The organism is Halogranum rubrum, from assembly GCF_900114455.1.
Classification (GTDB): Archaea; Halobacteriota; Halobacteria; order Halobacteriales; family Haloferacaceae; genus Halogranum; species Halogranum rubrum.
In genome coordinates, this window is the sequence record NZ_FOTC01000001.1 from 738,995 (window position 1) to 764,854 (window position 25,860).

The following is a 25,860-nucleotide window of genomic DNA, read 5'->3' on the forward strand; positions in this document are numbered from 1 at the left end:
CGACGGACGAGCGCACGCACCAAGCGCGAATACGACGCGTTTCACGATATGCGAGATGAAGCGAGTGTCGTTCGTCGACGAACCGTTCTGAAAGCACTCGGTATCGGTGCGACTGCACCGTTCCTGACGAGGGCTGGCACGTCTGTCGCAACCGCCGTGACTGGTTCGGAACCGTGGACGGTTGCCGTCCTCCCCGACACACAGAAGTACGCGGAGTCGTCGTCGCTCATCGAGTACGCCTACGCCCAGACGGAGTGGATTGCCGACAACGCTGGCTCGGAGAACATCGAGTTCGTCACGCACGTGGGCGACCTCGTAGAGACTGCCGAGAACGTAGACGAGTGGGAGCGAATCGACGACGTGATGGGACGGTTGGACGACGTCAACCTCCCGTACTCGACGGTTCCCGGCAACCACGATTGGGTTCGTGAAGGAACGTGGGGAGTGAGAAGCATCGAGAACTACCGGCAGTACTTCGGTCCGGACCGGTACGCAGGACAGAGTTGGTACGGCGGGAGCGGTCCCGACGGGTTGAGTCACTACCAGTTCTTCTCGGCCGGTGGTTACGAGTTCCTCCACCTCGCCCTCGAGTGGGAAGTTCCCGGCAGCATCAACGACGCAGAGACACCGTTTGGCTGGGCGCACGAGATACTTCAGCAGTACCCCGACCATCCAACTATCATCACGACCCACTCGTACCTCAAAGACACCGGCGTCCGGATGGCGGGAATCGATGGTGAGTGGGGTGAAACGACTATCGGCGGCGAACCCGACGACAATCGCCCGAACGGGAATTCCGGCGGCAGGACGTGGAAGGAACTCATCCGGTCGAACAGCCAGGTGTTCATGATCTTCAACGGTCACTTCACCGACATCGACGGTGAAGCTCACCAAATCTCAGAGAACGACGACGGCCTCGATGTTTACGAGATGGTGGCCGATTATCAGGACCGTTCACACGGTGGCGACGGCTGGATGCGACTGCTCACCTTCCAACCCGGCGGCGGGTCCGACGACAACGACCGGATTCTCGTCCAAACGTACTCGCCGTCGCTCGACGAGTTCGAGGACGACAGCGACAGCGAGTTCAGTTTCGACCTCGACTTCGCAGAGCGCTTCGGCGCGAGCGAAGAACCAGAACCGGAGACGCCCATAACCGGCGACGTCGACGATGACGGCGACGTCGACGACGACGACGTCAGAGAGGTCCAACAGTACATCGCGAAGAAGAACGACGACATCGACGTCGAGGCGGCGGACGTCGACGACGACGGTGACGTCGACATCGCGGATGCAGTACGCATTCGGAACCTGATAGGTGACCAATGACGACGCGTTCACCACTGACGCGACTCCTCTCGGTGCTGCTCGTCCTCGCGGTGACGCTCGGGACGATACAAGGTTTCGCCGTCGTGAGTGCAGCGACTCCGACGGTCGGAATCAGCGAGACTGCGGGGTCGACAGATGGCGGTCCAATCGAACGGACAGCCGGTGAGACGGCGACGCTCGTCGTCTGGTCGGACGCCGAGTCCGTCGGCGGCTATCAGACGACTGTCGAGTTCGACCCGGACGTCGTGCAAGTTACCGCTGTCTCGGGGACTGACGATTTCGACGGTCCCGTCCACGAGACAGACAACGACGAGGGGTGGGTCACGCTCAACCAACTCCACGATTCGAGCGCCGATAGCCCGGCGCTCGCGCACATCACCTTCGAGTTCGTGGGGTCCGCAGAGGCGCAGTCGCCCATCTCACTCGTCGAAGACGAGACGAAACTCTCGGACGCCGAGGGGAACGAAATCGGTGTCGAAGACTACCAGGATACCTCGGCTTCTGTCGTCTCACCGACGCCGGACCCGACCGAGACACCGACGCAGACGCCGGACCCAACCGAAACGCCGACACAGACGCCGGACCCAACCGAGACGCCGACGCAGACGCCGGACCCAACCGAGACGCCGACGCAGACACCGACGCAGACGCCCGAACCGACCGAGACACCGACGCAGACACCGGACCCAACCGAGACGCCGACGCAGACGCCCGAACCGACCGAGACACCGACGCAGACACCGACTGAGACGCCGGAGGCGACTCCGTCGCAGCCATCGGGTGGAAGCGGTGGTAGTGGCGGGAGTGGCGGTAGCGGCGGTAGTGGTAGCTCCGGTGGAAGCAGTGGAGACGACGACGACACACCCGAACTACCAGAAGTCACCGTCTCACAGCGACAGACCAGTACGCTCGTCTCCGTGAAACACGGCACGTCGGGCACGTCGCTGTCGGCGCAGTTCACCGACCTGCAGCAGGTCGACGGGTCGAATCGAGTCAGCGTGAGTCAACTCGACTGGCGGACCACCTCCGAGAAGCGCCGATACTCCGTCGAACTGTCCGCGCCGAACTCGTCGGCAGGGAACGTTCCGGAACTGGCCACCGAAGAGGCGCACGCGCTCTCTTACTTCACGGTGACCACCGACGGCATCGAGAACACGACTATCGACACGGCGACGATTCGGTTCACCGTCGCGAACGTGACGGAGTCCGAGGACTCGGCAGCCGTGGCGCTGTGGCACTACAACGGGACGGCGTGGGAACGACTGAACACCACGTCGCTCGGTAACGGTTCGTTCGCCGCAGAGACGCCAGGATTCTCGACGTTCGCGGTGACGGAGCCACCGACGTCGACACCGACTCCGTCGCCGACTCCTGATCCGACGCCCGTAGCGGCGACGACGCCGGCGCAGACGACGTCCGCAGAGACGACGGCGACGGCGACGACAACACCGCCAGTAACTACTGACGTCTCGAGTGACACGGGCCTGTCCGTCGTCCTGTTCGTGGTTCTCGTCTCACTCGTCCTCGTCGGGGTGAGATCCCGAACACTCCGACGCGACTGAGCACGAGGCGAACGACTCCCGCTTTTTTCGACCACGCAACTCGAGCGCACAGACGTAGGGCCACGAACGCGAGTCGTGACGCCGTCGCTCGAACTCAGCTAGAGACCACGACGATAGTTTCTCACCCGCCCGCTGAGAGAGAGAGAACTCTTCGGTCTAAAGGAGTATGAAAATGTTCCGGGTCGCAATGCGGTCGTTTTGGCACGCGAACCGGTGTATTGCGGGGCCCGGAACACTTGAGAGTAGTAGCGCGTGTAGTATAAATTCTGTTATATTAGTTGAAAAAGTGACTGTACGTCGGGCTAAAATCGCGAGCCGTCGGTCGGATGTCATCACGGCCAGATGGGAGACACAGATTGTTCAATAACTCAGGCAGTTTTGTCTTCTCTACGGACATTCTGCTATCCTTTGACTCCTCTTTGGCAACTTTCGTAGTTCTCGAATCTTCGCGCTGCGGGGTGTACACGGGAGGGTTACCGCTACCGGAGTCGTGCTCGCGCGTCGCCACCATTCCGTATCGACCTCTGTTGGACGAAAAATAGGTGGACGGAGAGATGGCCGTGTCTCGTCCGCTTCAGCAGTTCTCGACTCCGTTCGAGTTCTCGTACTCTGGAACGGTGAGCGCTATCGACCCGTCGCCACAGACAGTGACGAGACATCCCGCGTAGTTGAACCGAAGGGACCGGGTCGCCATCGTCCTGACGGGGGTGCCGAACAACGTCTCTAATGCGTCCGTCTCGATGCACTCTCCGAGCGGCGTCAAAACCGCTGGTTCGATACCCGTCACGGCAGCCACTGCCCGGACGACTGCCATCGATACCGGTTCGTCACCGGTGAACTCCGTGTAGTACGTCGACGTCGCTACTGCGCCGTCGGAAACGCTACCACTCCACTCGTCTCTATCTCGTTGCATCTTCGCCTCTGACTCTGTCAAATTTTTGTCCTATCTATGCTTCGGCTGTGATTCGTAGACAATCGTCCATCAGTACGGACATCGGTGATATAATTCTACACCGCCTATCGGACGGAACTGTTGCACACGAAAGTGTTCACTTGACGTATATCCAGACACTCTCTCGTCACAATGTGATGGCGAAAACCGATAGACTGAGGCGCATTCGAGAAGGATATGCACCGAATTACTTCGGGAAACAGTAGACTGTACCGTGGAACAATCGGCAGGGTGTATACGTCTCGAAATCCATCAGATAGAGTGATGAATATTCGTAGTCGTAGCCCGCGGCAGAACCACGCTCTCTCGACGGTCGTTCCCGGCCTCGCACCGGCAGCACCGAAGCGGAACGTCCTCGTCGTCCTCGCGTACTGCTTCGTACTGCTCTTCTTGTTCGCACTCGTCTTCTAGCGCGCTGCGTCGATTTTTGTTTACCAGGTGAGTCCTTCGTAGGTCAACCCCTCACGACGCTCGACGATGCGCCGTCCGTCCACGACTATCGGACGAGCCATCGCGTCGAACTCGTCGTCGAGCGCCGCGAACTCGTCCCAGTCGGTGACGACGACGGCGGCGTGTGCGTCACGAAGCGCGTCTGCCGCGCTGTCGGCGTACTCGACGTCGGGGAACCGTTCGCGCATCCGGTCTGTCGCGACGGGGTCGTAGCCGACGACGTCCGCGCCACGGTCCAGCAGTCCCTCGATGACGGGAATGGCACGTGACTCACGGATGTCGTCGGTGCCGGGCTTGAAGGCGAGTCCGAGCACGGCCACGCGCTTGTCCGAGACGTCCACGTGGTCGTCGAGGAGCGCGAGTAGGCGTTTCGGCTGGCGGTCGTTGACACCGACGGCGGCTTTCAGGAGCTCTGCATCGTAGCCCGCCGTGTCGGCAGCGGCGATGAGTGCGGCGACGTCTTTCGGGAAGCACGACCCACCCCATCCGACACCGGAGGCGAGGAACTGCGACCCGATGCGCTCGTCGAGACCGATAGCGTCTGCGACTTCGTAGGCGTCGACGCCGTACTCCTTGCAGATGTTGCCCAACTCGTTCATCAGGCTGATCTTGGTCGCGAGGAAGGCGTTGTTGGCGTACTTGATCATCTCGGCCTCGCGGAGTCCCGTCTCGACGACGGGGATATCTGTTCCGTCTGTGAGCGGCCGATAGAGTTCGCGGAGCGTCGCCAGTGCCTCGTCGTTCTCCGCGCCCAACACGACCTTGTCGGGGTCAAGGAAATCGAGGACGGCGTGACCCTCGCGTAGGAACTCGGGGTTCATGGCGACGTCGATTCCGTCGCCGAGTGTCTTTCCGGTGGTCTCTTCGAGAATCGGGCCGACGCGCTCTGCTGTCGTGCCGGGGACGACCGTACTCTTGACGACGACGAGGTGGGGGCTCGACTTCTCACGGAGCGCCTCACCGAGCGACTCCGTCCCCTTCTCGACGAGACTGGTGTCGATACTCCCGTCGTCGCGTGAGGGTGTCGGGAGGGCGATGAAGGTGACGTCCGTGTCGCGGACGGCGTCGTAGGAGGTGGTGGCGGTGAGTCGCGTGCCGGCGTGTTCTGCGAGGAGGTCCGCGAGGCCGGGTTCGTGGATGGGCGCTTCGCCCGCGTTGAGTCGTTCGACGATGGACTCGTCGATGTCGATCGCGGTGACCGTGTGGCCGAGGTCCGCCAGACACGCCGCGAGGGTCGTGCCGACGTACCCACTGCCGATGATACTGACGTTCACTGTCGAGAGAGACTCGGTCGAGCAGGTTGAACGTTTCGTCAGTTGACGGGTTCGTATTTACAGGATACCACCAGTAGCGACAGACTAACCATGGGGTTTCTTGTCGTGGGCGTCGACTAACCGAAGTGACTCACGTCGTTCGTTCGGCACGAGAAATCAATGGGATTCGTCGACCGCTATCCGGTGTTCACCCTTACTGTCCTCGCCGGGGCACTGTACGCTCTCGGTCGACTCGCCACCTCCCGTCTCGGCGTCGACCCACTGGTCGTCGGCGTTCTCGTCGCCGGAGTGCTCGTCGTCGCGTGGCGACTGAGTCGTCTCTCGTGAACTCACGGGAGATTCGAAGCTCTCCATCTTCTGGACGCCATCTCCCAGAGTCAGCAGAAAACGAGTCGGGATAAACATATCTTCGATAAGTAACACGTAGAACCCGTGATTTTCGAACTTTTGATAGCCAAAAGTCCTTTTAGGCTCAAGAGTGTAGTAAAATTCCATGCCGGAATGCCAACTTCGAGCAGTACGCAGTGACGGGTCTCGGTTCGCAGCACAGGTTCGACGAACGGGTGAGCGACGGTAGTGAGTCAACCGACAGCTCAGCGCTCGTCCCGACACCGGTCAGAGCGACACGGCCGGTCGACGGACACGAACGAAGAATCACCCGAACAGCGAGCAGAAGACATCGACGAGTCGGAACTCGTTCGCACCGACGACGGCGACCTCATCCACGAAGAGACGGGTCTCGTCGTCGAAGAGGACAACATCGACCACGGTCCCGAGTGGCGGGCGTTCGACCAGTCGGAGCGCGACCAGAAGTCGCGGGTCGGTGCGCCGACGACGCCCGCAATGCACGACAAGGGGTTGACGACCGAAATCGGCTGGCGCGACAAAGACGCCAACGGACACAACCTCTCGAACGAGAAGCGCAAGCAGATGAACCGCCTCCGGACGTGGCAACAGCGCATCCGGACGAACGACGCCGGCGAGCGGAACCTCCAGTTCGCTCTGAGCGAAATCGACCGGATGGTCTCTGCGCTGGGAGCGCCGGACAACGTCCAGGAGATGGCGTCGGTCATCTACCGCCGCGCACTCGACGAAGACCTCATCCGCGGGCGCTCTATCGAGGGTGTCGCGACGGGGGCGCTCCACGCGGCGATGCGCTGTGAGGCCATCCCGCGAACGCTCGAAGAGGTGTCGGACGTCGCCCGAGTCGACCACAACCGCGTCGGCCGAGCGTATCGACATCTCTCGCAGGAACTCGGCTTGGAAGTCAGTCCCGCCGAACCGAGTCAGTACGTCCCGCGCTACTGTTCGGCGCTCGGCGTCTCGTCGCTCGTCGAACAGAAGGCTACAGAAATCGTCGCCGACACGACCGAAGAGGGTCTCCACGCCGGGAAGTCGCCCTCGGGGTTCGCCGCGTCGGCGGTCTATCTCGCCTCGATGCTCTGCGGTGAGAAGGAGACGCAGGCGGACGTCGCCGACGTCGCCGACGTCACCGAAGTTACCATCCGAACGCGGTATCAAGAGCAGATGGAAGCGTTAGGTCTGGTCGGCTAACTCAGCCGGTGACGTCTTTTCTCTCGAACAGTTCGGCGCTCACGACGACGAGGACGATAGCGACGACGACGAGATAAGCCACTCCGGGCCAGTCGACGTCGCCCGCGACGAGGATCGCGCCTGCATCGAAGTACCGCGAGAGTGCGAGGTCACCGACCCACTCGTAGTCGGTGTCCAGTGTCAGGCTGTCGACGAGATAGAGTGCGAAGTGTACCGCGATGGCGATACCCTGTGCGACACGAACTCGGTCGACGAGCACCGACGCGAGGAGTCCGATGGTGGCCGACGACGCGTGGTAGACGACGAACAGCGCGTGGAGGACGAGCAGGTCCAGCGGGTCGATATCTTCACCGACGAACGCGACGGCGGCGAGCACCGCCATCCACGCGACGCCGTTGACGACGACGATAGTCGGCAGCAGTGAGAAGCACTTCGCGACGACGATGCGTGACCGCGAGACGGGGTTGACCAACAGGAGGTCGATGGAGTTGCCCTCTATCTCTCCGGCGATTGCCCCCGCGGCGACGTAACCGAAGTAGATGCCGAGGAGGAGCACCCAGACGAACTGGTAGAGTTCGGTGACGAGAAACCCTTCGACGGTGCCGATGTTCTCGACGCTGCCGAGGAAGGCGTTCTGCACCTCCGGGGGAAACGACTCGACGTAGGCTTCGAAGTCGACACCGGAGGCAGCAATCGACGGATAGAGGCCGACGACGAGTCCGATAGTGGCGACGAGCAGGACGGTCAAGAGGAGCGTCTGTCGCCCACGGCGACGGACTTCGAAGGCGTACAGTTCAAGCATCGGTCGACTCCGCAGGAAGGGCGTCGTCGCCGTCGCGTTCGCGTCTCTCGGTGTCGCCTTCACTCCGTTCGTTCTCTGTCACCCCGTCGTCTCGGTCGGTGTAGAAGTGCATGAACACGTCTTCGAGCGACGCCTCTCGAATCTCGATATCTTCGACTGTGTAACTCGACAGGCGGTCCAACAGTTCGTCGTACCCGCCGTTGACGATGAGTTTGAGAACACCCTTCGACTCGTACTCGCCGCGGACGACACCCGGGAGGTCGAACGTCTCGATAGGTGGGTGTTCGGTGAGCGTCGCACGGACGACTTTCCCGCTCTTTCGAAGGAGTGTGTCGATGTCCTCGACGGCGACGAGTCTCCCGTTTCGGATGACCGCGACGCGGTCACAGACGCGCCGGACCTCGCTGAGGATGTGTGAGGAGAACAGCACCGTCACACCTCGCTCGCGCTCCGCTTCGAGGAACTCGTAGAAGGTACGCTGGACCAACGGGTCGAGGCCGGAGGTGGGTTCGTCCATGACGACGAGCGTCGGGTCGTGCATGAACGCCTGCACGATGGCGAGTTTCTGTCGGTTCCCACGCGAGTACGTCCCGACCTTTCGGTCGAACGGGGCAGGAAACAGGGCCTCCAACTCGGCGCGTCGCTCGCCCCCGCGCAGTGACTCGTAGTAGTCGAGATGCCGACGGCCACTGAGCGAGTCGTAGAACGCGAAGTCACCGGGGATGTGGCCGAGTTCGTGTTTGACCTCGACGAGTTCGTGTCGGTCGGCGACGCGCTTTCCGAGAAGCGTCACTTCGCCCGACGTCGGACGGAGGAAGCCGAGGAGGGCCCGAATCGCCGTCGACTTCCCGGCACCGTTGGGACCGAGAAAGCCGAACACTTCGCCGCGTTCGACGGTCAGCGTCAGGTCTTCGATGCCGCGCACGTCGCCGTAGTACTTCGTGAGGCCCGACAGTTCGATAGCCGGGGACACCATATCGTAGAGAGAGGTGCCGAGACAACATATATCGTCGTAAGTGACCTCTCTAGAGGGTATGCGGACCGCCCTCCGCGTCCTCCTCGTCGGTCTCGTCGTGTGTTCGCTCGCTCTCCCCGCCTTCGGACAGGAAGACCAGAGCGTCGTCGGCGAACCCGTCCTCTCGGTGTTCGCGCCGAACGACCTGCTCGTCCCCGGCGAAGAGACCACGCTCGACGTCTACGTCGCCAACACGGGCACTATCGACCGCGGCGGCCCTGCCTCCTATCTCGAACGCGTGACGACGGCGCGTGCGACGACGCTCGAACTCAGACCCGGGTCGGCACCCATCGAAATCGACACCGGACGCTACCCCGTCGGGACGGTTCCCATCGGCACCCAGGGCCCCTATCAGTTCACCGTCACCGTCGACGACGACGCCGAACCGGGCGTCTACGAACTACCGGTCGTCGTGACCTACACTTACACGCACATCGTCCGCTACGAGACCGACAACCCAGAGCGCGAACCCCGGTTCAGCGACTGGGACGTCTCGAAACGAGTCGAACTCGTCGTCCGCGTCGAAGACCGACCCCGGTTCTCGGTGACAGACGTCGACAGCGACGTGCAGGTCGGCAGTCGCGGGACGGTCACCGTCGCGGTCACGAACGACGGCGTCAACACTGCCCGAGACGCCGTCATCACCCTCACTACGGGTGACCCCGAGATCCGCTTCGCCGAGAATGCGACGGTCGCCGAGACGTTCGTCGGGTCGTGGGAACCCGGTGAGACGCGTCGTGCGTCCTACGTCGTCGACGTCGTCCCCGACGCTGCCCGTCGAGCGTACCCGCTCCGTGCCGTCGTCGACTACCGCGACTCCGAAGGAATTGCCCACACCTCACCTCCCTTGACCGTGAGTCTCCGCCCGGACGCCGAACAGACCTTCGACCTCCAGTCGCCGAACGACACGCTCCGCGTCGGCGCGACGGGCCGTGTCGGTGGCGAGGTGGTCAACACGGGGACCCGACCGGTGACTGACGCCGCCTTGGTAGTCGAGACGCTACCGGAGGCGTTCACCGTCGTCGAACGGACGTATCCACTCGGTGACCTCGAACCCGGCGACCGGGTCCCCTTCGAGTTCACCGTCGCCGTTCCCGACGACGCGGACCCCGGCCCACGGCGGTTCGGGTTCGTCGTGGAGTACGAGACGGCAGCAGGCTACGACGCGGTCAGCGACCGTCTCGACCGCTCGCGTGTGGTGGGTGCGCGTCGAGACGTCTTCGCCATCGACACGGCCGAGTCGACTGTCGAAGTCGACTCGGACAACCGACTCGAACTCGTCGTCACGAACACGGGTTCGGAGACGGTGTCGGACGTTCGGGTGGCTATCGACGCCGTCGACCCGCTATCGAGTGACGTCCCCGCAGCGTACGTCGGCACGCTCGCCCCTGGCGAGTCGGCCCGTGTCGCGGTACAAGTGACCGTCGACGACGACGCCGTCGCGACGAGCTATCCAGTCGCCGTGACGCTCACCTACGAGGACGAGCGTGGCGTCGTTCGAACCGCCACATCCGTCGTCGGACTCGACATCGTCGAACCGGCGTCGAGCGTTCCCGTCGTCGCACTCGTCGCCGTCGTCGCAGCAGTCGTGCTCGGGTCCGGATGGTGGTGGTTCCGGCGATAGCAGGGAGCGAGAAAGAGACAGAGCGTCAGTCGCCGCCGACGGGGTAGTCCTGTGTCGGTTCGAGCATACGACTCCCGCAGTCTGGGCACGTTCCGTGGTGGCCGTCGAGTGTCGTTCCACAGGTCCGACAGAAGTACCGCTGTCTCTGCGTAGTGGGAGTCCCCCCAGCACTGCTTGCTGTGGCTCGTTGTGTGTCTGCGTCCGCGGCGTCACCCGTCTCCGCGACGTCACTCGTGAGCAGGTCGCGGAGCGAACTGATCCAGCGGTCCTGCGAGCGGTCACTCATCGCGTGTGCTCCAGTGCCTCGCTCGCGAGTGCGAGCACGTCCGCCACTCGACACGTGTGATGGGTGATGGTTCGGTGTTTCGCGTCGTACGTGATGACTCCCAAATCGGCCAGTTTCGGGAGGTGGATGTGGTGGAGGTCACTCGCGAGTCGCTCGCGGTCGGTCGGTGCTGTCTGTGCAACGCGATCGGCGAGTGTCTCGAAGTCCACCTGTTCGGTAGGGAGGTCTGCAAGTTCTCGCAAGACGCGGCGGCGGCGCGGGTCGCCGAGAACGTCCTGCACGCGCTGGACTCGGTTCCGGTTCGTACCCGAATGCCCTTGTGCGGCCATTAGCAGTAACGACGGCCCGTGTCACTAAAGGACATACTGAACGTTTCGAGTAGTTTCGTACTGTTTCGGGGGTTTAGGAGGTTCTATTCGGCATCTCACGATTTCTCCGTTCTGCCTCTCGTGGAGTGGTTCGTGGTCGTCGTCGAGGCCACTGGCTCTCACACGACGGGACGATATGCCGCTGAAAATGAAAATCGTCGAGACCCGAATGGGTTCTCGGAGGGGGCGACTGTGCTACGTCGCGCTGTGTCACGCTACGTCGCGCTTCGGTCGTCCGCCTCGGGGCGCATCGCCTTCGCAGGGTTGCTCGGTTCGCATCCCGACAAGTAGACGATGTTCTCGCGGCCGACGCGGCGACGAGTGATCTCTCCCGCAGACTCCATCGACGAGAGAGTCCGGCTCACCGTCGCCTTCGAGAGATTCGTCGCCTCGACGAGCTGTTTCTGGCGGAGCCATCCGCCGTTCGTCTCGATGAGTTCGACGAACCGCTCTTTCGGGGTCACGCCGTCTTCGAGGAGCAAATCTGCTTCGCTCCACGTCGTTTCCGACTGCCGCGTCCCCACAGCGTCGGACGTCTCGGCGACGTCGGCCGCGTCGTCTCCGTGCCCGTTCGTTCGTGTCTCCACGCTTCGCTTCGACTCCGGCGGCCGACCCAAGAAGTGGCCGTACGTCCGACGAAGCTGCTGATGGAGCCGATACAGTACTCTCATCCTACACCGTCCGCTCTCGGCGGCGGCGTTCGATTGTGAAGTGGCATTCCGGCCTATTGATAAAGGTACGTCTCGTGCAAATAGTTCTTCCTTGCAGGTGCAAGTCCTCGCACGTGAGCGGTAAAGTGGGTTGCGCGCGTATCACACGGTATGTACGACCGAATCTTACTCCCGACCGATGGAAGCGAGTGGTCGGTCGCCGCGGCCAGACACGCGTTCGCACTCGCTCGCCTCGACGGAGGAACGATACACGTCCTCTCGGTCGTCGACGTCCGCCACTTCGAGGAGGAACTCGTCGGAACCGACCGTCGAGAAGGGATGTCGATTGCCGAACAGAGCGCCCACGCCGCCGTCGACCACGTCCAGACGCTCGCCGAGGAGGCCGGATGTCGCGTCCGAACGAGCGTCCGACAGGGGATGCCGCACACGACCATCGTCGACTACGCCGCCAGTCACGACGTCGACCTCGTCGTGATGGGGACACACGGGAGGACGGGGCTCCAACGGTTCCTCCTCGGGAGCGTCGCCGAACGCGTCCTCCGGGCGGCGTCTGCCCCGGTCTTGACGGTCCACCTCGACGGGGAGACCGAGACGCCGTCGTACGACGACGTGCTCGTCCCGACTGACGGGAGTGAAGGGTCGACGGCGGCGCTGGAACACGCACTCGTACTCGCTGCTGCGACCGGTGGGCGAGTTCACGTGGTCTCGGTGGTCGACTCGCGAGCACTCTCCGGTGGGTTCGAATCTGGTCCTGCACTGCCGAGTATCCGAACGCATCTCGAAGCGTACGCGAGAGAGAGCGTCGAGACGTTCCGAAACCGGGCCACCGACGTGGGTGTCGACTCGACCGGCACGGTCGCTGTCGGCCTCCCCGCCGACGAGATTCGGGCGTTCGCCGAGGACAACGCCGACATCGTCGTGATGGGTACGCACGGTCGAACCGGTCTCGAACGGGTGATATTCGGAAGCGTCACCGAACGCGTCGTCCGGACTACGGCGGTGCCTGTCCTGACGGTTCGCCCGTCGGCGTCGCTCACGACGCTGGCGGGTTCGGGACGAGGAGAGCACGCGGAGGTTACGACGGAGTAGCGGGGGCGACTCTGTCGATACCGGCCGAAAGCACGACGCTCGATAGAACGAACACGGCGACGGCGACGGCGAGTGACCCCCACGCCGACAGCGACAAGGCGACGACGTGGAACACGGCCGACAGCGGCGAGTAGAGAACGACGAGTTGGAGACCGAACGACGCCAGCACCGCCACGAGGAGCCACGGGTTCGACCCGACGGTGAGACCGTAGTGTCGCCGGACGAGATACGCACGCGTGAGTTCGGCGACGACGAGAAAGGTAAAGAGGAGCGTCTGTGCGAGGGCCAACTCGTCGGTCACGTCCAGAGTCGTGAAGAAGAGCGCCAACCCGACGACAGTCATGAGGACGCCCGTCCCGAGCACCGACCCCACCATCTGTCCGTCGATGACGGGGGTGTCGCGACTCCGGGGCGGCCGAGCCATCACGTCGGCCGTCTTCGGGTCGACGCCGAGTGCGAGCGCCGGCAACCCGTCGGTGACGAGGTTCATCCAGAGAATCATCGCGGGCGTGAGCACGAGCGCTTCCGCTCCGTCGCCGAACACGTCCGGAAAGTAGAACGCACCGAGGAGGACGCCGACGAAGACGACGAGCACCTCGCCTGCATTCGCCGAGAGGAGGAAGTTCACGAACTTGCGGATGTTGTCGAAGATACCTCGGCCCTCGGCGACGGCGTCTCGAATCGTCGCGAAGTTGTCGTCGCGGAGCACCATGTCGGAGGCCTGCTGGGCGACTTGCGTCCCTCGGACGCCCATCGACACGCCGACGTCGGCGTTCCGGAGCGCAGGGGCATCGTTGACGCCGTCGCCCGTCATCGCGACGGTCCGCCCCGTCGATTGGAGCGCCTGCAAGACGGCCACCTTGTGGGAGGGGTCGACACGAGCGAAGATTTCAGCGGACTCCACTAGGTCGGTCAGTTCTTCGTCTGTCGCGTCGTCGATGTCGGCGCCGGTCACGGCCGTCGTCGCGTCGAACCCCAACTGTCGACCGACGGCTTTGGCCGTCTCGACGTTGTCACCGGTCGCCATCAGCACCCGGATACCCGCCCGTCGACAGTCCGCGATGGCTCCTTCGACTTCCGGGCGCGGTGGGTCCATCATCCCCTGTAGACCGAGAAACACCAACTCGCGTTCGACCGAATCGGCCGAGTCGGTCGAGTCGACCGAGGCGTCGGCGGTGACGCCCTCTCGTCGGGCGAACCCGAGTACGCGGAGCGCGTCGCCGGCGAAGGCATCGGTCGTCGCTACCACCGCATCCCGGCGCTCGGGCGTCAGCGGGACGACGTCTCCGTCGAGCAGGATGCGGTCGCAGCGGTCCAACACGACTCGCGGTGCGCCCTTCGTGTACGCCGCCGTCTCCCCGTCCGAGTGGCCGACGACGACGGTCATCCGCTTTCGTTCCGAATCGAAGGGGAACTCGCGGAGGCGTTCGCCATCCGGTTCGACACCGGCGTCTCGGGCCGCACGCAAGAGCGCGACTTCAGTCGGGTCGCCGCGGACGGTCTCCGCACCGTCGAGTTCGGCGTTGTTACACAGCGCTCCACAGACTAGGAGTGCCCGGAGTGCCTCGTGTTCGGGCGCCCCCTCGCCGTCCGTCAGCATCGTCTCGCCGCGTGCGACGATGCGAGGCGTAACCGTCTCTTCGGGAGCCACCTCACCGTCGGAGAGGTCGGCGACGACGCCACCGGCGAGGACGCGACTGACGACCATCCGACTCTCCGTGAGCGTCCCCGTCTTGTCGGTGACGATGGTGTCGACCGACCCGAGACTCTCGACGACGGGGAGGGAACGGACCAGCGCGTCGCGTGCGAGCAGTCGCTGTGACCCGAGTGCGAGGGTGAGCGTCACTACCGCCGGGAGTCCTTCGGGGACGGCGGCGACGGCCAACGTGATGGCGACGAGGACGACGAGCGTCGGCGGCGTCTGTGTGACCACCAGTTGCGTGAGCGCGATGAGGACGATGAGGACGACGACGCCCGCACCGAGTCGCTTGCCGAGGCTATCGACTTCGCGCTGAAACGGCGTCTCGCGGTCCTCGGCTTCCTCCAACTGCGTCGCGATAGCGCCGACTTCGGTGTCCATCCCCGTCTCGACGACGATAGCCTGTCCCCGGCCTCGGACGACGGCCGTGTTCATGAACAGGAGATTTCGCCGCTCTGCAAGCGGCGTCGCCTCGTCGAGGACGCCTATCTCTTTGACGACGCTCGCACTCTCGCCAGTGAGCGCGGATTCGTCGGTTTCGAGCGTCGTCACGTCGACGAGACGAGCGTCGGCGGGGATGGCGTCACCCGCTTCGAGGAGGAGCAGGTCGCCGGGAACGACGTCCGTCGCGGGAACGTCGACGGTCCGTCCGTCGCGCCGGACCGTCGCCGTCGGCGTCGACAGCGACTGGAGTGCCTCTAGTGAGCGCTCGGCGCGGTAATCTTGGACGAAACCGAAGACGCCGTTGGCGAGGAGGATGGCGACGATGAGCGCCGCGTCGACGTAGCCAGGGTCCTCGCCGGGGAGAAAGCCGACCGCCAGCGAGAGCAGCGCCGCGAGAACGAGGAGGTAGACGAGGGCGTCTCGAAACTGCGAGGCGAACAGCACGAGCGGTGAGACGCGGTCACGCTTCCGGAGTTCGTTCGGGCCGTGTTCCTGTAGACGGGTGGCGACAGTCTCGTTGGACAGCCCCGCGAGGTCGGTGTCGAGCGTTTCGACGACCGACTCGACGGACTGACTGTGCCACTCCATGGTAGCGGTGGATACGGCAGGGAGGGTATTATGCTCTCGCCGCGTCTCATCTCCTGAGACTCGTACTCGCAGTTCATGCTGTTTGCCGACGTACTCTCTCTCGTGATGTTCAGAGAGATCCTCGTCCCAACGGACGGAAGTGAGGGCGCACGTCGCGGCGTCGAACACGCACTCGACATCGGCGAGAAGTACGGTGCGCGAATCCACACGCTGTACGTCGTCGACGAAGACGTCTACGCGACGCCAGCGCTGAGTGGTGGCGAACTGTTCCTCGAAGAACTCCAAGACAGTGGAGAAATCGCGTGTGAGGAGATCGTCAGCGCGGCAGTAGACCGCGGTCTCGACGCCGTGTCACACTGTGTCCGCGGGAAGCCCCACCGAGAAATCGTCGACTACGCCGACGAACACGACATCGACCTCATCGTCATCGGAAAACACGGGGTGGCAGGCCACCGTCACCAACACATCGGTAGCTGTACCGACCGGGTCGTTCGCACGGCAGGCGTGCCGGTGCTTCCGGTCTGACCGTCTGCCCCCGACTACTTTACCACTCCATGCCGCCGTTGACGCCGAGGATTTGCCCCGTCATGTAAGAGGACTCCTCGCTGGCGACGAACCGGACGATACCGGAGATGTCTTCGACGGTGGCGAAGCGGTCGAGCGGAATCCGAGCGAGAATCTTCTCTTGGACGCGTTCGGGGACCTTTTCGAGCATGTCCGTCTGGACGAACCCCGGCGAGACACAGTTAGCCGTCGTGTTGTGGCGAGCGAGTTCGAGTGCGACGGTCCGCGTGAAGCCGAAGAGACCACTCTTGGTCGTCGCGTAGTTGGCTTGGCCGTAGTTACCCTGCTGACCGACGACGCTGGAGATGTTGATGAGGCGGCCGTTGTCCGCGTCTTTCAGGTCGTCGAAGAAGGAGTGCGTACAGTTGAACACACCGCCGAGGTTGACGTCCATCACCGCATCCCAGTCGTCTCTCGTCATCTCTTCGAACTTCTTGTCGACGGTGATGCCGGCGTTGTTGACAAGGACGTCTGCGCCGCCGAAGACGTCCCGGACACGGTCGGCCATCGCCTCGACCTCGTCTTTGTTGCAGACGTCGGCTTGGACGGCGATGGCGGTGCCGCCGTCGGCCTCGATAGCGTCGACGACGTCGTGGGCCTCTCCCTCCGACGAACGGTAGTTTACGACGACGTTCGCACCGTGTGCACCGAGGTCCTCGGCGATACCGCGGCCGATTCCTCGTGACGATCCTGTGACGACGCAGGTCCGGTTGTCGAGATTCATAGCTATGAGTGTGGATAGTTAGCAACCATCATAAACCGTACGCCGAGACGGAGTTCGGTCGTGACTATCCAGTTACAACTACAACCCCGCGAGTGTGTAATGAAATTTTCGCCGAAAAGTTGGTATCGGTCTACGACGAACGTCGTCGCTTCGTCCTGGAGTTACCTGTCGAGCAAGTCGCGGGCTTGAGACACCCAGTCTTCGACGCGGTCGGGTGAGACGTCGATCTCTGCTGCGACGTAGTCGACGTCGGCGTCGACGAGGTCTTCGAGCGACTCGATGCCGCTCTCGCGGAGACGTTCGGCCCGCTTCGGGCCGATTCCGTTTATGGTCTCGATGGTGGGTTCAGGGTCTTCTTCGCCCTCTTCGGTCTCTTCGCTGTCTCCGACACCTTCGGAATCGTCGACGTCGACTTCGTCGGCGTCGTCTAGCTGTTCGGCCTCGGCAGCGTCGTCGACCGGGTCGTCGCTCTCAGTCTCGTCCGACGGCAGTTGTGACTGTTCGGGTTCGGCGGCGGCCTCGGTCTCGGCACCGTCGACGTCCGAGCGCTCCACGAACCACTCACAGACCTGCGGCCAGAGTTCGGCGTGTGACTTCGAGGAGACGGAGAGACCGATGTGGCCGGTCGGGAACTCCATCGTCGTCACCTCGGTGTCGAGCACCTCGTTGAAGCCTTTCGAGGCCTCCGGCGGGATGAGGTGGTCGTACTCGCCGATGATCTGCAGGACGGGCATGTCGATTTCGGCGAGGTCGACGTGTTTCCCGTCGAGATGCAGTTCGTTCTTCATCAGGCTGTTCTTCTGGTAGATCTCTTCCAAGAACTGCTGGTAGGTCGTCCCGGCGACGTCGATACCGTCGCCGATCCACTGCTCCATGCGGGCGAAGTTCTCGACGAACTCCTCGCGCTCGATGTTGTCGTACAGTCGGAGATACTTCGTGACGAAGTTGTCGACCGGGTCCATCAGCGCGAAACCGATGTCGAGGAACTCCGCGGGAACGTTCCCGAAGGTGTCGGTGACGGCTCCCGGCGTGTAGTACTCGTCGTCGCCCCAGAGTTCGAGGACGCCGCTGTCGCCGCCGAAGCAGAGCCCCGCTGCCATCAGTCCGAGGTTCCGGACTTTGTCGGGGTGGTGCGCCGCGTACATGACGCTCATCGTCCCACCCATGCAGTAGCCGAGCACGTTGATGGAGTCTTGGCCGGAACGCTCGCGGACCACGTCGACGCAGTTGTCGACGTACCGGTTGACGTAGTCGTCGAGCGTGAGCGAGGAGTCGAGTTTCGACGGCTCGCCCCAGTCGATGAGGTAGACGTCGAACCCGTTGTCCAAGAGAGTCCGAACGACACTGCGGTCGGACTGCAGGTCCAAGATGTACGGTCGGTTGATGAGCGCGTAGACGATGAGGATGGGAACGTCGTGTTGTTCCTCCGTAGTCGCCTCGTAGTGGAGGAGCTTCAGCTTGTTCTCCTCGTAGACGACCTCACTCGGGGTCTGGCCGACTTTGACCTCGGCCATCGTCTCGGCACCGCTCGGCGTCGACGACGCCTTCTCGATGAGTTCGGTCGACCGCTCCCACTGTTTGCGCTGCATGTCCAGCGCTCGGACGAACGGGTTCATTCTTCCTCTTCGACTGCCTCTAAGACGCGGTCGAGTTTCTCTTCGACAGCGTGCTGGCGACGTTCGAGTTCGACGAGACGTTCGCCGACTTCGCTGATGTCTCCCTCAGTGGCGAAGCCGAGTTGGTGGAGCGTGTCCTGTGCCTGTTTGTCGACTTCCTGCTGGAATTCGAGGACGTCCTCGACGGTCTGGCCCGTCATCGCGGCGAACGCGGAGGTACTCATGACCTCTTTGAACGACTCGTTGGCAGCGTTGAGCCAGATGTCGCGGAACTCCTCGGCGGAGACGTCTTCGCCCTCGATGACGTCACTCGCACGCTCGAACTGGGTCTCGGCGGCGTTCATCCACACCTCGTAGGCGCGGGCGTACCCTTCGAGCCCTTCGGTCATGGTGTCGCTGTCAGCCGACTCGTCGACGGCGTCCATCCACGTCTCGACGAACTTCGCCTGGGCCTCGACGTTCTGTTCGAGTTGGTCGAGGAACGTCTCGTTCATGTTCTCCATGAACGCACTCCACTTCTCTGGGTCGTACATCTCTGAGTTCTGTTTTGACATAGCTAAATCCTCGCGCGAGGAGTACAAAAGGTTGTTCGGGGGTTATTCGTCGAAGTCGACCGTAACCGCCTCGGTCTGATCCTCGAACTGACCGAGGGCCTGCACGTAGGCGTCGACGGAGTCGTCGACGTACTCGGCGTACTGGTCGACGAACTCGTCGTAGGCGTCGCCGTTCTCGTCGAGGTTCTCCTGCAGGGCCGCCCAGGTCTCTTCGTTCACGTCGTGGAACGCCTCGAACTGGTCTGCGACGGCCTCGTGGAGGTTGTCGTAGACTTTCTCGTCGCCGGGAACGGAGGCTTCCAGCATGTCGAGGTAGGCCTCGACGGCGGTCTGCGAGACGTCCATGCCTTTCTGCTGGACGGACTTCTGGGACTGCATGCTGTCACGGAACAGCTTTGCAGCCTGTTTCTGGAAGTCGAGGCTCTGGTGGAAGAACTTCTGACTCTGTTCCATCGAACGGCGCTGCATCTCGAACATCTGACTGAAGGGGTTGGTAGTTTCACTCATTGGAATCACCACGGCTGCGTTTGATCGGGACGACGAACGTCTGCACGATGTCTCCCTCGTCGATATCGAGGGCTTCGCGCTCTGCGTCGGGGATGCTGATGCGCCCACCGCTCTGGACGCGCGTCTTGAACACGGCGGCACCCATCGGACCGAAGTTACCGAGGTTGCCGAAGTCACCGAAGTTCGGGAAGGCATCGAAGTTACCGGCCTTCATGAACTGACTGAACGGGTTCGACCCGTTCGACGACTCGTCCGTGTTCGCCCCGCGACTCGCCGACAGCATCTGGCTGAATAGCTGCTTCTGCTTGTCGGAGAACTCTTCGCTCGCCTGCTGCATCTCTTGCATCTGCTCTGCGAAGTACGCAGGCGACCACGGCATCTCGTCGTGCTCGTTCGTCATCTTCACTTAGTCATAAGCGTCGGCACATACAAATATCTTCCCCTCATTACCATCAGATGGTAAGAGATGGTACGAAATGGTTCGGAAGGGATTCGAGTCCGCAAACAGACCGCTCGGCTAACTCATGAGACAAATATGTATCGAAAGCCATATTACCGGATGTTACCGAGGAACACGGGAGAGATAATTTATAACAATGAGTAATCGACAATCGAGCGCTACCGGAGGCGCGGGGTCCAACCTCGCGCACGCCTGGGTACGGGCATCGGGCCACTTCATGAACAGTGTCGTCGAGGCGAATCGCGCGACTCTCGCCGCCTTTGGACTGACAGACAGCGACGACGTCGAGGAGGGAACACAGTCCGTCGCTTACAACCGTGAGGACTGGGAGACGGAGCGAACCGTCGACCACGCAGACCACATCAGCGTCGGTGACCACGTGACGTTCACCAAGACGATCTCCGAGGAGAACGTGTTGACGTTCGCCGACGCGAGCGGCGACACCAACCGTCTGCATCTCGACCCTGGGTTCGCCGCCCAGACACGGTTCGGCCGAAACATCGCACACGGCACCCTCGTCTCGGGACTTATCAGTGCCGCGCTGGCACGGCTACCGGGACTGACTATCTACCTCTCGCAGGACGTCGAGTTCGTCGGTCCCGTCGACATCGGCGACCGACTCACGGCGACCGTCGAAGTGGCCGAGGATCTCGGCAACAACCGCTATCTCCTCTCGACGGACGTCCACGACAGCGACGGGACACAGATAATCGAGGGCGAAGCAGTCGTCCTCATCGACGACGCACCCGACTTCTCCTAACGCCTCAACCCGTCGCCGCCATCACCCGTTTATTCCGACTCGTCGACGAACGACTACAGTCACTCGTGGGACTTCGTCACTAGACCACATTCCGCTTCGGAACCAAATCTATATAGTTCATTCTCTAAATGTTCAGTTCCACTTTCTGCAGAACGAACGGAGACGCCTCTAAATCCGCATTGGCGCAATCATAATATGGCCTTATATCTGTAAGATGATATAATAGGCAATTTCTATATACGTGGCTGTGGACTCTGTGGGTGAAGGGTGAGAACCGCTACGAAGGCCTCCGTCGTGTGGGTCACCGACCCACTCCGCCGTGTTCCCGCTTCGGGTCTCACCAAGGCACAATCATGAGCACAAACAGAACCTGCGTGGTAACCGGAGCCTCCCGAGGAATCGGTCGCGGCATCGCCGAAGAACTCGGTGGGGGCGACACGAACGTCGTGGTGAACTACCGCTCGTCGGAAGGTGAGGCCTACGAGGTCGTCGACACCATCGAGGAGCAGGGAGGAACCGCCATCGCCGTCCAAGGCGACGTGACGAATCTCGACGAGATGCACGCGATGGCCGACCGCGTCCGGGACGTCTTCGGCGGCGCAGACGTCCTCGTCAACAACGCCGGTATCACCGTCGACAAGACGTTCAAGAACATGACGAGAGACGACTGGGATGCGGTGATGGACGTCAACCTCGGCGGCGTCTTCAACGCCTCGAAGGCGTTCTACGACGACATCAAGGCGGCCGACGACGGCCGTCTCATCAATATCTCCAGCGTCGTCGGTCAGCAGGGTAACTACGGCCAAGCCAACTACGCGACGACCAAGAGCGGCCTCTTCGGGTTCACCCGAACGCTCGCGCTCGAACTGTCGAACTCCGGGTCGACCGTCAACTGTGTCGCTCCCGGGTTCACCGAGACCGACATGCTCGCGGAGGTCTCACCCGAAGTTCAAGAGAAGATCCAGAAACGCATTCCGCTCGACCGCTTCGCCACCGTCGAAGACATCTCTGGCGTCGTGGAGTTCCTCGCCAGCGAGGAATCTTCCTACATGACCGGCCAGATTCTCGGTGTCAACGGCGGCATGGAGTGGTAGCAGCTACCGTGGTACCGTCTCTCGCAAACGATTTAAGCCGTTCAAACACGACAATCCAATAACATGACCCAGCAAACGCTCGAACACTCCGACCAGACTCGTACCGACTCGCCGACCACCATCCAGCCGACCAACCACACCGTCCCGGAGACGCTCGACTCGACCGGGTCGAAACTGGTCTACCTCTACCTCGACAGCATCGGCGGCGGCGACATCTCGGTGCTCCGTGAGTCGCTCGACATGAAGACCATCTCCATCTACCCAATCCTCCAGACGCTGTCGAAGAAAGGTCTCGTCGAGCGCGACGGAGACCACTACCACATCGTCGCGTAATCGGATTCCATCTTTATAACACCGCATCTCACCCCGTAGAGCCACCGGTTAGTGGACCGATTCGTGGCGGCCTCGCCCGGATTCGGCTGACCCCACCCGGTGGTCCGTCGCCAGTTTTGGGCGTACGGTAATGTGTCTCGCCGCCTACTGGACGGTATGGACTCACAGTTTCTCTCACCACCGTCGGCGCTCGACACGGACGACTGGACGCAGTACGAGCAGTCGTCGGACGTGGTGTTTCGCCTGCCGACCGCCGAGATTCGAGAACACACGCTCGTCTACGAAGACACACGACTCCGGGATGCCATCCGTGAGCAGACCGGCAACGAACTCGACTACGTGTGGCGGTTCTTCTTCGTCACTCGACTCACTATCTCGCCGCCACCACCGCCGGGCGTCGGCACCGCCAGTTGGTACCCCACGATTGCCGCCGAGGCGCGCGACGGGTTCGCCGACGACCTCCGTGAACGCGGGTTCGAGACCGTCGAGCGTCACCGCGGTCAGCGGATGCGTACGGAGTCGGGAAACCGCGCTCGACTGACGAAGTTCACCGCCGACTATCCGGTCGAACGTGGCGGCGACGGTGACGGCGACGTGTCGAGACTCCCGACGGAGGGATGGCTGGCCGTCTGGGCCGACGGCGGCGAGTTCCGACTGGCGGGTGGGGCGTACCCAACGGCGTTCGGCGGGGTACTGACCGACGACGAGCGGTCGGCGCTCGGCGTGAATCCGGCGGCCTACCGAAACGAGTTGTTAGACTTGATTCGTGCGGTGGAGTGAGTCGCCGTAGCGGTCGAGTCGATGACGACTTTCGTCGAGCACCGCCGCCGACGCTCTCAGCCCCGTTCGGTTCGAGACGTGAGAACCGCTTTTCCCGTCGTACAATCCCCCAATTCAGCGACTTGTTTAGCTAGAGTGTCGGCTTATACGCACTGTCAGTCGAATCGGCCGAAGACGGTTATGTCTCACAGTGCGTATCTCCTGAGTATGGCTTTCAAAGCAATCCGTCGTGCAGGCCAGCGTGTTCTCAATGAGGGAGAGACAGAACAGGCTGACCGACAACGGACGTGGGACGACCCGAACCTCTGTCCGTTCTGCGGGGCAGCCATTCCGGATGGCGATCAGGCGCTTACGTACCACATCCAGGAGAACAGAGCGTGCGTAGACCGGTTCGCCGAGTTGCGGATGACTGTCGTCGAGGACATCGTCCAGAAGTGAGCCGACTGGTTTTTTGCCTGCTCACCGGCGGAGCAACATCGCAATCCCGCCGCCACCGCCGATGCTCATGCCGACGACGCCGTAGGTTGCGCTCCGGTCGACCATTCGGTGGACGAGTGACGTCGTCAGCATCCCGCCGCTGGCTCCGATGGGGTGGCCGAGCGCGATTGCCCCGCCGTTCGGGTTGAGTTTCTCTGCGGGGATACCGCAGCGCTCGCGGACGTACACCATCTGTGCGGCGAACGCCTCGTTCAACTCGAAGGAGTCGACGTCGTCGACCGAGAGGTCGTTCGCTCTGAGTAACCCCTGTACTGCGTCGCCGACGGCCATCCCGAACCACTTCGGGTCGCGATAGCTGACGTGGTAGTCGACGACCCACGCCAGCGGGTCGAACCCGGCGTCGAACGTCGCCGCCTCCGACCCGAGGAGGACGACGCCCGCGCCGTCGCTCAGGTCCGAAGCGTTCCCCGCGGTGATGGTTCCGTCTGACTCGAACGCTGGCGAGAGTTTCGCCAGCCCGTCGAGCGTCGTGTCGGCGCGCGGTCCGTCGTCCTCGTCGAGAACCGTGTCGTCGATATCGACGGGGACGAGTTCGTTCTCGAACGATCCGCGCTCGATGGCGGCGACGGCACGCTGGTGACTCTGGAGAGCATACTCGTCTTGTGCCTCTCGGCTGATGTCGACACGCTCGACCAGTGCCTCGGTCAACTCGCCCATGTGTGCGTCTTCGGTGACGTCCCACAGCGAGTCGTATATCATCGAGTCGACGAGCGTCGTGTCGCCGTAGCGTCTGCCCTGTCGCATCCCGTGGACGAGAAAGGGGGCGTTCGACATCGACTCCATCCCACCGGCGATAGCGAACTCGCGGCGACCGGCGAGCAGGCGGTCGACACCGAGCGTGATAGCGCGGAGGCCGGAGCCAGAGGCCTCGTTGATGGTCGTCGCCGGTGTCGACGGCGGCAGACCCGCGTTGAGTACGACCTGTCGGGCGGGAACCTGCCCGACGCCGGCACCGAGTGCGTGGCCGAGACCGACCCAGTCGACGAGGTCGGGGTCGACGTCGGTTCGCTCGAACAACCCTTCTAATGCGATTGTTCCGAGGTCGACCGACGAGTGGTCGGCCAACGGCCCGAGGAACGTACCGTGGGGCGTCCGAACCGCGTCGATGAGAGCGATTTCACTGGAGTTTCTGGCTGTGGACATAGACACAGTAGGGTCTCTGAGTGCAAGTACTGTTGGTGTGTTGTCTCGTCGTCCGCGGAGTCAGCGAATCGGCTCGCTCGCTTCCACCACCACCGTGCCGTCGGGTGAGTCGGTGCAGACCAACTCACCGCCGAACGCCTCAACGACGTCGATGGTCGTCCGAACGTGTGGCGTCACCCGGGGAATCCGAATCCGTCCACCAGCGAGTGCGAGAAACACCAGCAGTTGGTCCGCGAGGTGGTCGTCGACGACGGCGGACGTGTCCTCGAACGTTCGGAACGACTTGACTGCCTCTTCGGCCACTGCCTCAGAGGACGTCCCGCGTTCGCCGAGCGCGTCGAACCCGGCGAGGCTCTCGCGGTACGTCGCTTCGAGCAAGAGCGCGGACCCCGGGGACGTCGAGGGGACGTACGCCGGTTCGGTGACGACGTGGTCGACGCCGTCGTCTGCCAGTGCTTCACTCGCCGCGTCGGCCTGCCGGGTCGCCACCGAGGCACTCTCCAGCGACGTACTCGCCTTCGAGTGGACGGTCACCCGTTCGAGCGGGCCGCGCTCGGTGCACTCGATGGGTGAGAGCGACGAGGGACCGAGTCGGAGCGTCGCTCGGCCGCCGCCCGCGGGGTAGAAGCCGCTCCGGTGTAGCGTCGTCTCGGCGTCGAGTCCGAACCGGGCGAGAAACGGGAGTTTCACCCGCTCGTAGTACGCTATCGGCGGCGACCACTTCACGTCTGTCCCACCCGTCGCTCGTAGCGACAGCGGTTCGTCGAGCGTCGTCGCGAGGGGAAGCAGCGTCTCGAACAGCAAGGTGACGCTTCCGGCGGTGCCGATGTCGTACTGGTAGTCGCCGCCCGAGACGGTGTCAGGAGCGAACGTGAGTTCCGTCGCGCCGACGTCGACACCCGAGACAGTCGCGTCGCTCACCGACTCCGAGACACGGACGCCAGCGAGATGTTGTGGTCGAAGGCCGGGTGTCGGTCGTGACCCACGAACGTTCGTCAGCCGAATCGGCGTCTCGGTCACCATCGACAACGCGAGTGCTGTACGGACCATCTGACCGCCGCCCGCACTGCCGTCGACGTCAAGCATCGACTGGGTGCACACCCGTCGGCGACATGAGCGT

28 protein-coding genes are annotated in these 25,860 nt (G+C 62.8%); 13 read left to right on the forward strand and 15 right to left on the reverse strand.

The window, feature by feature from the left end; all coding sequences use genetic code 11:
* The first annotated feature begins 48 nt into the window (after positions 1-48).
* Positions 49-1,329 carry a dockerin type I domain-containing protein gene (locus tag BM083_RS03425; RefSeq protein ID WP_089865772.1) on the forward strand — a complete coding sequence of 427 codons (1,281 nt, stop codon included), beginning with the start codon at positions 49-51 and terminating at the stop codon, positions 1,327-1,329.
* Positions 1,326-2,891 carry a PGF-pre-PGF domain-containing protein gene (locus tag BM083_RS23105; protein WP_177197527.1) on the forward strand — a complete coding sequence of 522 codons (1,566 nt, stop codon included), beginning with the start codon at positions 1,326-1,328 and terminating at the stop codon, positions 2,889-2,891. Before BM083_RS03425 ends, BM083_RS23105 begins: the two co-directional genes overlap by 4 nt.
* A gap of 574 nt (positions 2,892-3,465) precedes the next feature.
* Here the strand turns inward: BM083_RS23105 and BM083_RS03445 are convergent.
* Positions 3,466-3,804 carry a HalOD1 output domain-containing protein gene (locus BM083_RS03445; RefSeq protein WP_089865781.1) on the reverse strand — a complete coding sequence of 113 codons (339 nt, stop codon included), beginning with the start codon at positions 3,802-3,804 and terminating at the stop codon, positions 3,466-3,468.
* A 303-nt stretch (positions 3,805-4,107) separates the two neighbouring features.
* On the opposite strand from BM083_RS03445, the gene BM083_RS23110 reads away from it, so the two are divergent.
* Entirely contained in the window at positions 4,108-4,254 is a 147-nt protein-coding gene (locus BM083_RS23110) for a hypothetical protein (protein ID WP_177197528.1), read from the forward strand.
* A 20-nt stretch (positions 4,255-4,274) separates the two neighbouring features.
* On the opposite strand, the gene aglM is transcribed toward BM083_RS23110, so the two are convergent.
* Positions 4,275-5,567, reverse strand: coding sequence for a UDP-glucose 6-dehydrogenase AglM (aglM, locus tag BM083_RS03450; RefSeq protein WP_089865785.1), 1,293 nt, complete (start codon positions 5,565-5,567; stop codon positions 4,275-4,277).
* 159 nt (positions 5,568-5,726) lie between these two features.
* Between aglM and BM083_RS23115 the strand changes: the two genes are divergently transcribed.
* Both BM083_RS23115 and BM083_RS03455 read left to right on the forward strand, forming a co-directional pair.
* On the forward strand, positions 5,727-5,894 hold the full coding sequence (locus tag BM083_RS23115) for a hypothetical protein (RefSeq protein ID WP_009376236.1): 168 nt from the start codon (positions 5,727-5,729) through the stop codon (positions 5,892-5,894).
* 249 nt (positions 5,895-6,143) lie between these two features.
* The gene (locus BM083_RS03455) at positions 6,144-7,121 is read left to right on the forward strand and encodes a transcription initiation factor IIB (RefSeq protein WP_089865789.1); all 978 of its coding nucleotides are present in this window, start codon (positions 6,144-6,146) and stop codon (positions 7,119-7,121) included.
* 1 nt (position 7,122) lies between these two features.
* On the opposite strand, the gene BM083_RS03460 is transcribed toward BM083_RS03455, so the two are convergent.
* Together BM083_RS03460 and BM083_RS03465 are read right to left on the reverse strand one after the other, a co-directional pair.
* Positions 7,123-7,923, reverse strand: coding sequence for an ABC transporter permease (locus BM083_RS03460; protein ID WP_009376232.1), 801 nt, complete (start codon positions 7,921-7,923; stop codon positions 7,123-7,125).
* Positions 7,916-8,899, reverse strand: a complete 984-nt coding sequence (locus BM083_RS03465; protein ID WP_049894091.1) for an ABC transporter ATP-binding protein — start codon at positions 8,897-8,899, stop codon at positions 7,916-7,918. The genes BM083_RS03460 and BM083_RS03465 overlap by 8 nt, the downstream gene beginning before the upstream one ends.
* A gap of 58 nt (positions 8,900-8,957) precedes the next feature.
* Between BM083_RS03465 and BM083_RS03470 the strand changes: the two genes are divergently transcribed.
* Positions 8,958-10,562, forward strand: coding sequence for a COG1361 S-layer family protein (locus BM083_RS03470; RefSeq protein ID WP_009376226.1), 1,605 nt, complete (start codon positions 8,958-8,960; stop codon positions 10,560-10,562).
* A gap of 25 nt (positions 10,563-10,587) precedes the next feature.
* On the opposite strand, the gene BM083_RS23120 is transcribed toward BM083_RS03470, so the two are convergent.
* The 3 genes from BM083_RS23120 to BM083_RS03485 all read right to left on the reverse strand — a co-directional run bounded on the left by BM083_RS23120 (position 10,588) and on the right by BM083_RS03485 (position 11,887).
* Complete coding sequence (locus BM083_RS23120; protein ID WP_089865792.1) at positions 10,588-10,848, reverse strand: hypothetical protein; 261 nt, start codon at positions 10,846-10,848, stop codon at positions 10,588-10,590.
* Positions 10,845-11,177, reverse strand: a complete 333-nt coding sequence (locus BM083_RS03480; protein WP_049894089.1) for a DUF7344 domain-containing protein — start codon at positions 11,175-11,177, stop codon at positions 10,845-10,847. Before BM083_RS03480 ends, BM083_RS23120 begins: the two co-directional genes overlap by 4 nt.
* Before the next feature lie 254 nt (positions 11,178-11,431).
* Positions 11,432-11,887: a helix-turn-helix transcriptional regulator gene (locus BM083_RS03485; RefSeq protein ID WP_143085673.1), complete on the reverse strand. Its 456-nt coding sequence runs from the start codon at positions 11,885-11,887 to the stop codon at positions 11,432-11,434.
* 150 nt (positions 11,888-12,037) lie between these two features.
* Between BM083_RS03485 and BM083_RS03490 the strand changes: the two genes are divergently transcribed.
* Entirely contained in the window at positions 12,038-12,976 is a 939-nt protein-coding gene (locus BM083_RS03490) for a universal stress protein (RefSeq protein WP_089865797.1), read from the forward strand.
* On the opposite strand, the gene BM083_RS03495 is transcribed toward BM083_RS03490, so the two are convergent.
* Positions 12,963-15,707 carry a cation-translocating P-type ATPase gene (locus tag BM083_RS03495; RefSeq protein ID WP_089865800.1) on the reverse strand — a complete coding sequence of 915 codons (2,745 nt, stop codon included), beginning with the start codon at positions 15,705-15,707 and terminating at the stop codon, positions 12,963-12,965. The genes BM083_RS03490 and BM083_RS03495 overlap by 14 nt on opposite strands.
* A 75-nt stretch (positions 15,708-15,782) precedes the next feature.
* On the opposite strand from BM083_RS03495, the gene BM083_RS03500 reads away from it, so the two are divergent.
* Positions 15,783-16,232 carry a universal stress protein gene (locus BM083_RS03500; RefSeq protein ID WP_177197529.1) on the forward strand — a complete coding sequence of 150 codons (450 nt, stop codon included), beginning with the start codon at positions 15,783-15,785 and terminating at the stop codon, positions 16,230-16,232.
* 19 nt (positions 16,233-16,251) lie between these two features.
* Here BM083_RS03500 and BM083_RS03505 read toward each other — a convergent pair whose 3' ends face one another.
* From BM083_RS03505 to BM083_RS03525, 5 genes are all read right to left on the reverse strand, one after another.
* On the reverse strand, positions 16,252-16,995 hold the full coding sequence (locus BM083_RS03505; RefSeq protein WP_089865803.1) for a beta-ketoacyl-ACP reductase: 744 nt from the start codon (positions 16,993-16,995) through the stop codon (positions 16,252-16,254).
* A gap of 161 nt (positions 16,996-17,156) precedes the next feature.
* Entirely contained in the window at positions 17,157-18,611 is a 1,455-nt protein-coding gene (gene phaC / locus BM083_RS03510) for a class III poly(R)-hydroxyalkanoic acid synthase subunit PhaC (protein WP_089865806.1), read from the reverse strand.
* Positions 18,608-19,165 (reverse strand): poly(R)-hydroxyalkanoic acid synthase subunit PhaE, encoded by a 558-nt coding sequence (locus BM083_RS03515; protein WP_009376211.1) that lies wholly within the window; start codon positions 19,163-19,165, stop codon positions 18,608-18,610. Before BM083_RS03515 ends, phaC begins: the two co-directional genes overlap by 4 nt.
* A 42-nt stretch (positions 19,166-19,207) precedes the next feature.
* On the reverse strand, positions 19,208-19,672 hold the full coding sequence (locus BM083_RS03520) for a hypothetical protein (RefSeq protein ID WP_009376210.1): 465 nt from the start codon (positions 19,670-19,672) through the stop codon (positions 19,208-19,210).
* Positions 19,665-20,072 carry an AbrB/MazE/SpoVT family DNA-binding domain-containing protein gene (locus BM083_RS03525; protein WP_089865813.1) on the reverse strand — a complete coding sequence of 136 codons (408 nt, stop codon included), beginning with the start codon at positions 20,070-20,072 and terminating at the stop codon, positions 19,665-19,667. The genes BM083_RS03520 and BM083_RS03525 overlap by 8 nt, the downstream gene beginning before the upstream one ends.
* A 196-nt stretch (positions 20,073-20,268) precedes the next feature.
* On the opposite strand from BM083_RS03525, the gene BM083_RS03530 reads away from it, so the two are divergent.
* The 5 genes from BM083_RS03530 (at position 20,269) to BM083_RS03550 (ending at position 23,537) form a co-directional block, all read left to right on the forward strand.
* Entirely contained in the window at positions 20,269-20,892 is a 624-nt protein-coding gene (locus BM083_RS03530; protein ID WP_245756842.1) for a MaoC family dehydratase, read from the forward strand.
* A gap of 353 nt (positions 20,893-21,245) precedes the next feature.
* The gene (locus tag BM083_RS03535) at positions 21,246-21,986 is read left to right on the forward strand and encodes a beta-ketoacyl-ACP reductase (protein WP_177197530.1); all 741 of its coding nucleotides are present in this window, start codon (positions 21,246-21,248) and stop codon (positions 21,984-21,986) included.
* Positions 21,987-22,049: 63 nt separating this feature from the next.
* A complete protein-coding gene (locus BM083_RS03540) occupies positions 22,050-22,319 on the forward strand; it encodes a TrmB family transcriptional regulator (RefSeq protein WP_089865820.1) in 270 nt (89 codons plus the stop codon).
* A gap of 156 nt (positions 22,320-22,475) precedes the next feature.
* Entirely contained in the window at positions 22,476-23,099 is a 624-nt protein-coding gene (locus BM083_RS03545; protein ID WP_089865823.1) for a DUF6517 family protein, read from the forward strand.
* Between the two features lie 207 nt (positions 23,100-23,306).
* Positions 23,307-23,537, forward strand: coding sequence for a DUF7501 family protein (locus BM083_RS03550; protein WP_143085674.1), 231 nt, complete (start codon positions 23,307-23,309; stop codon positions 23,535-23,537).
* 21 nt (positions 23,538-23,558) lie between these two features.
* Here the strand turns inward: BM083_RS03550 and BM083_RS03555 are convergent, their stop codons facing one another.
* Positions 23,559-24,740, reverse strand: coding sequence for a thiolase family protein (locus BM083_RS03555; RefSeq protein ID WP_089865829.1), 1,182 nt, complete (start codon positions 24,738-24,740; stop codon positions 23,559-23,561).
* A gap of 60 nt (positions 24,741-24,800) precedes the next feature.
* Positions 24,801-25,826, reverse strand: a complete 1,026-nt coding sequence (gene rtcA / locus BM083_RS03560; RefSeq protein ID WP_089865832.1) for an RNA 3'-terminal phosphate cyclase — start codon at positions 25,824-25,826, stop codon at positions 24,801-24,803.
* Positions 25,827-25,860: the final 34 nt, after the last annotated feature.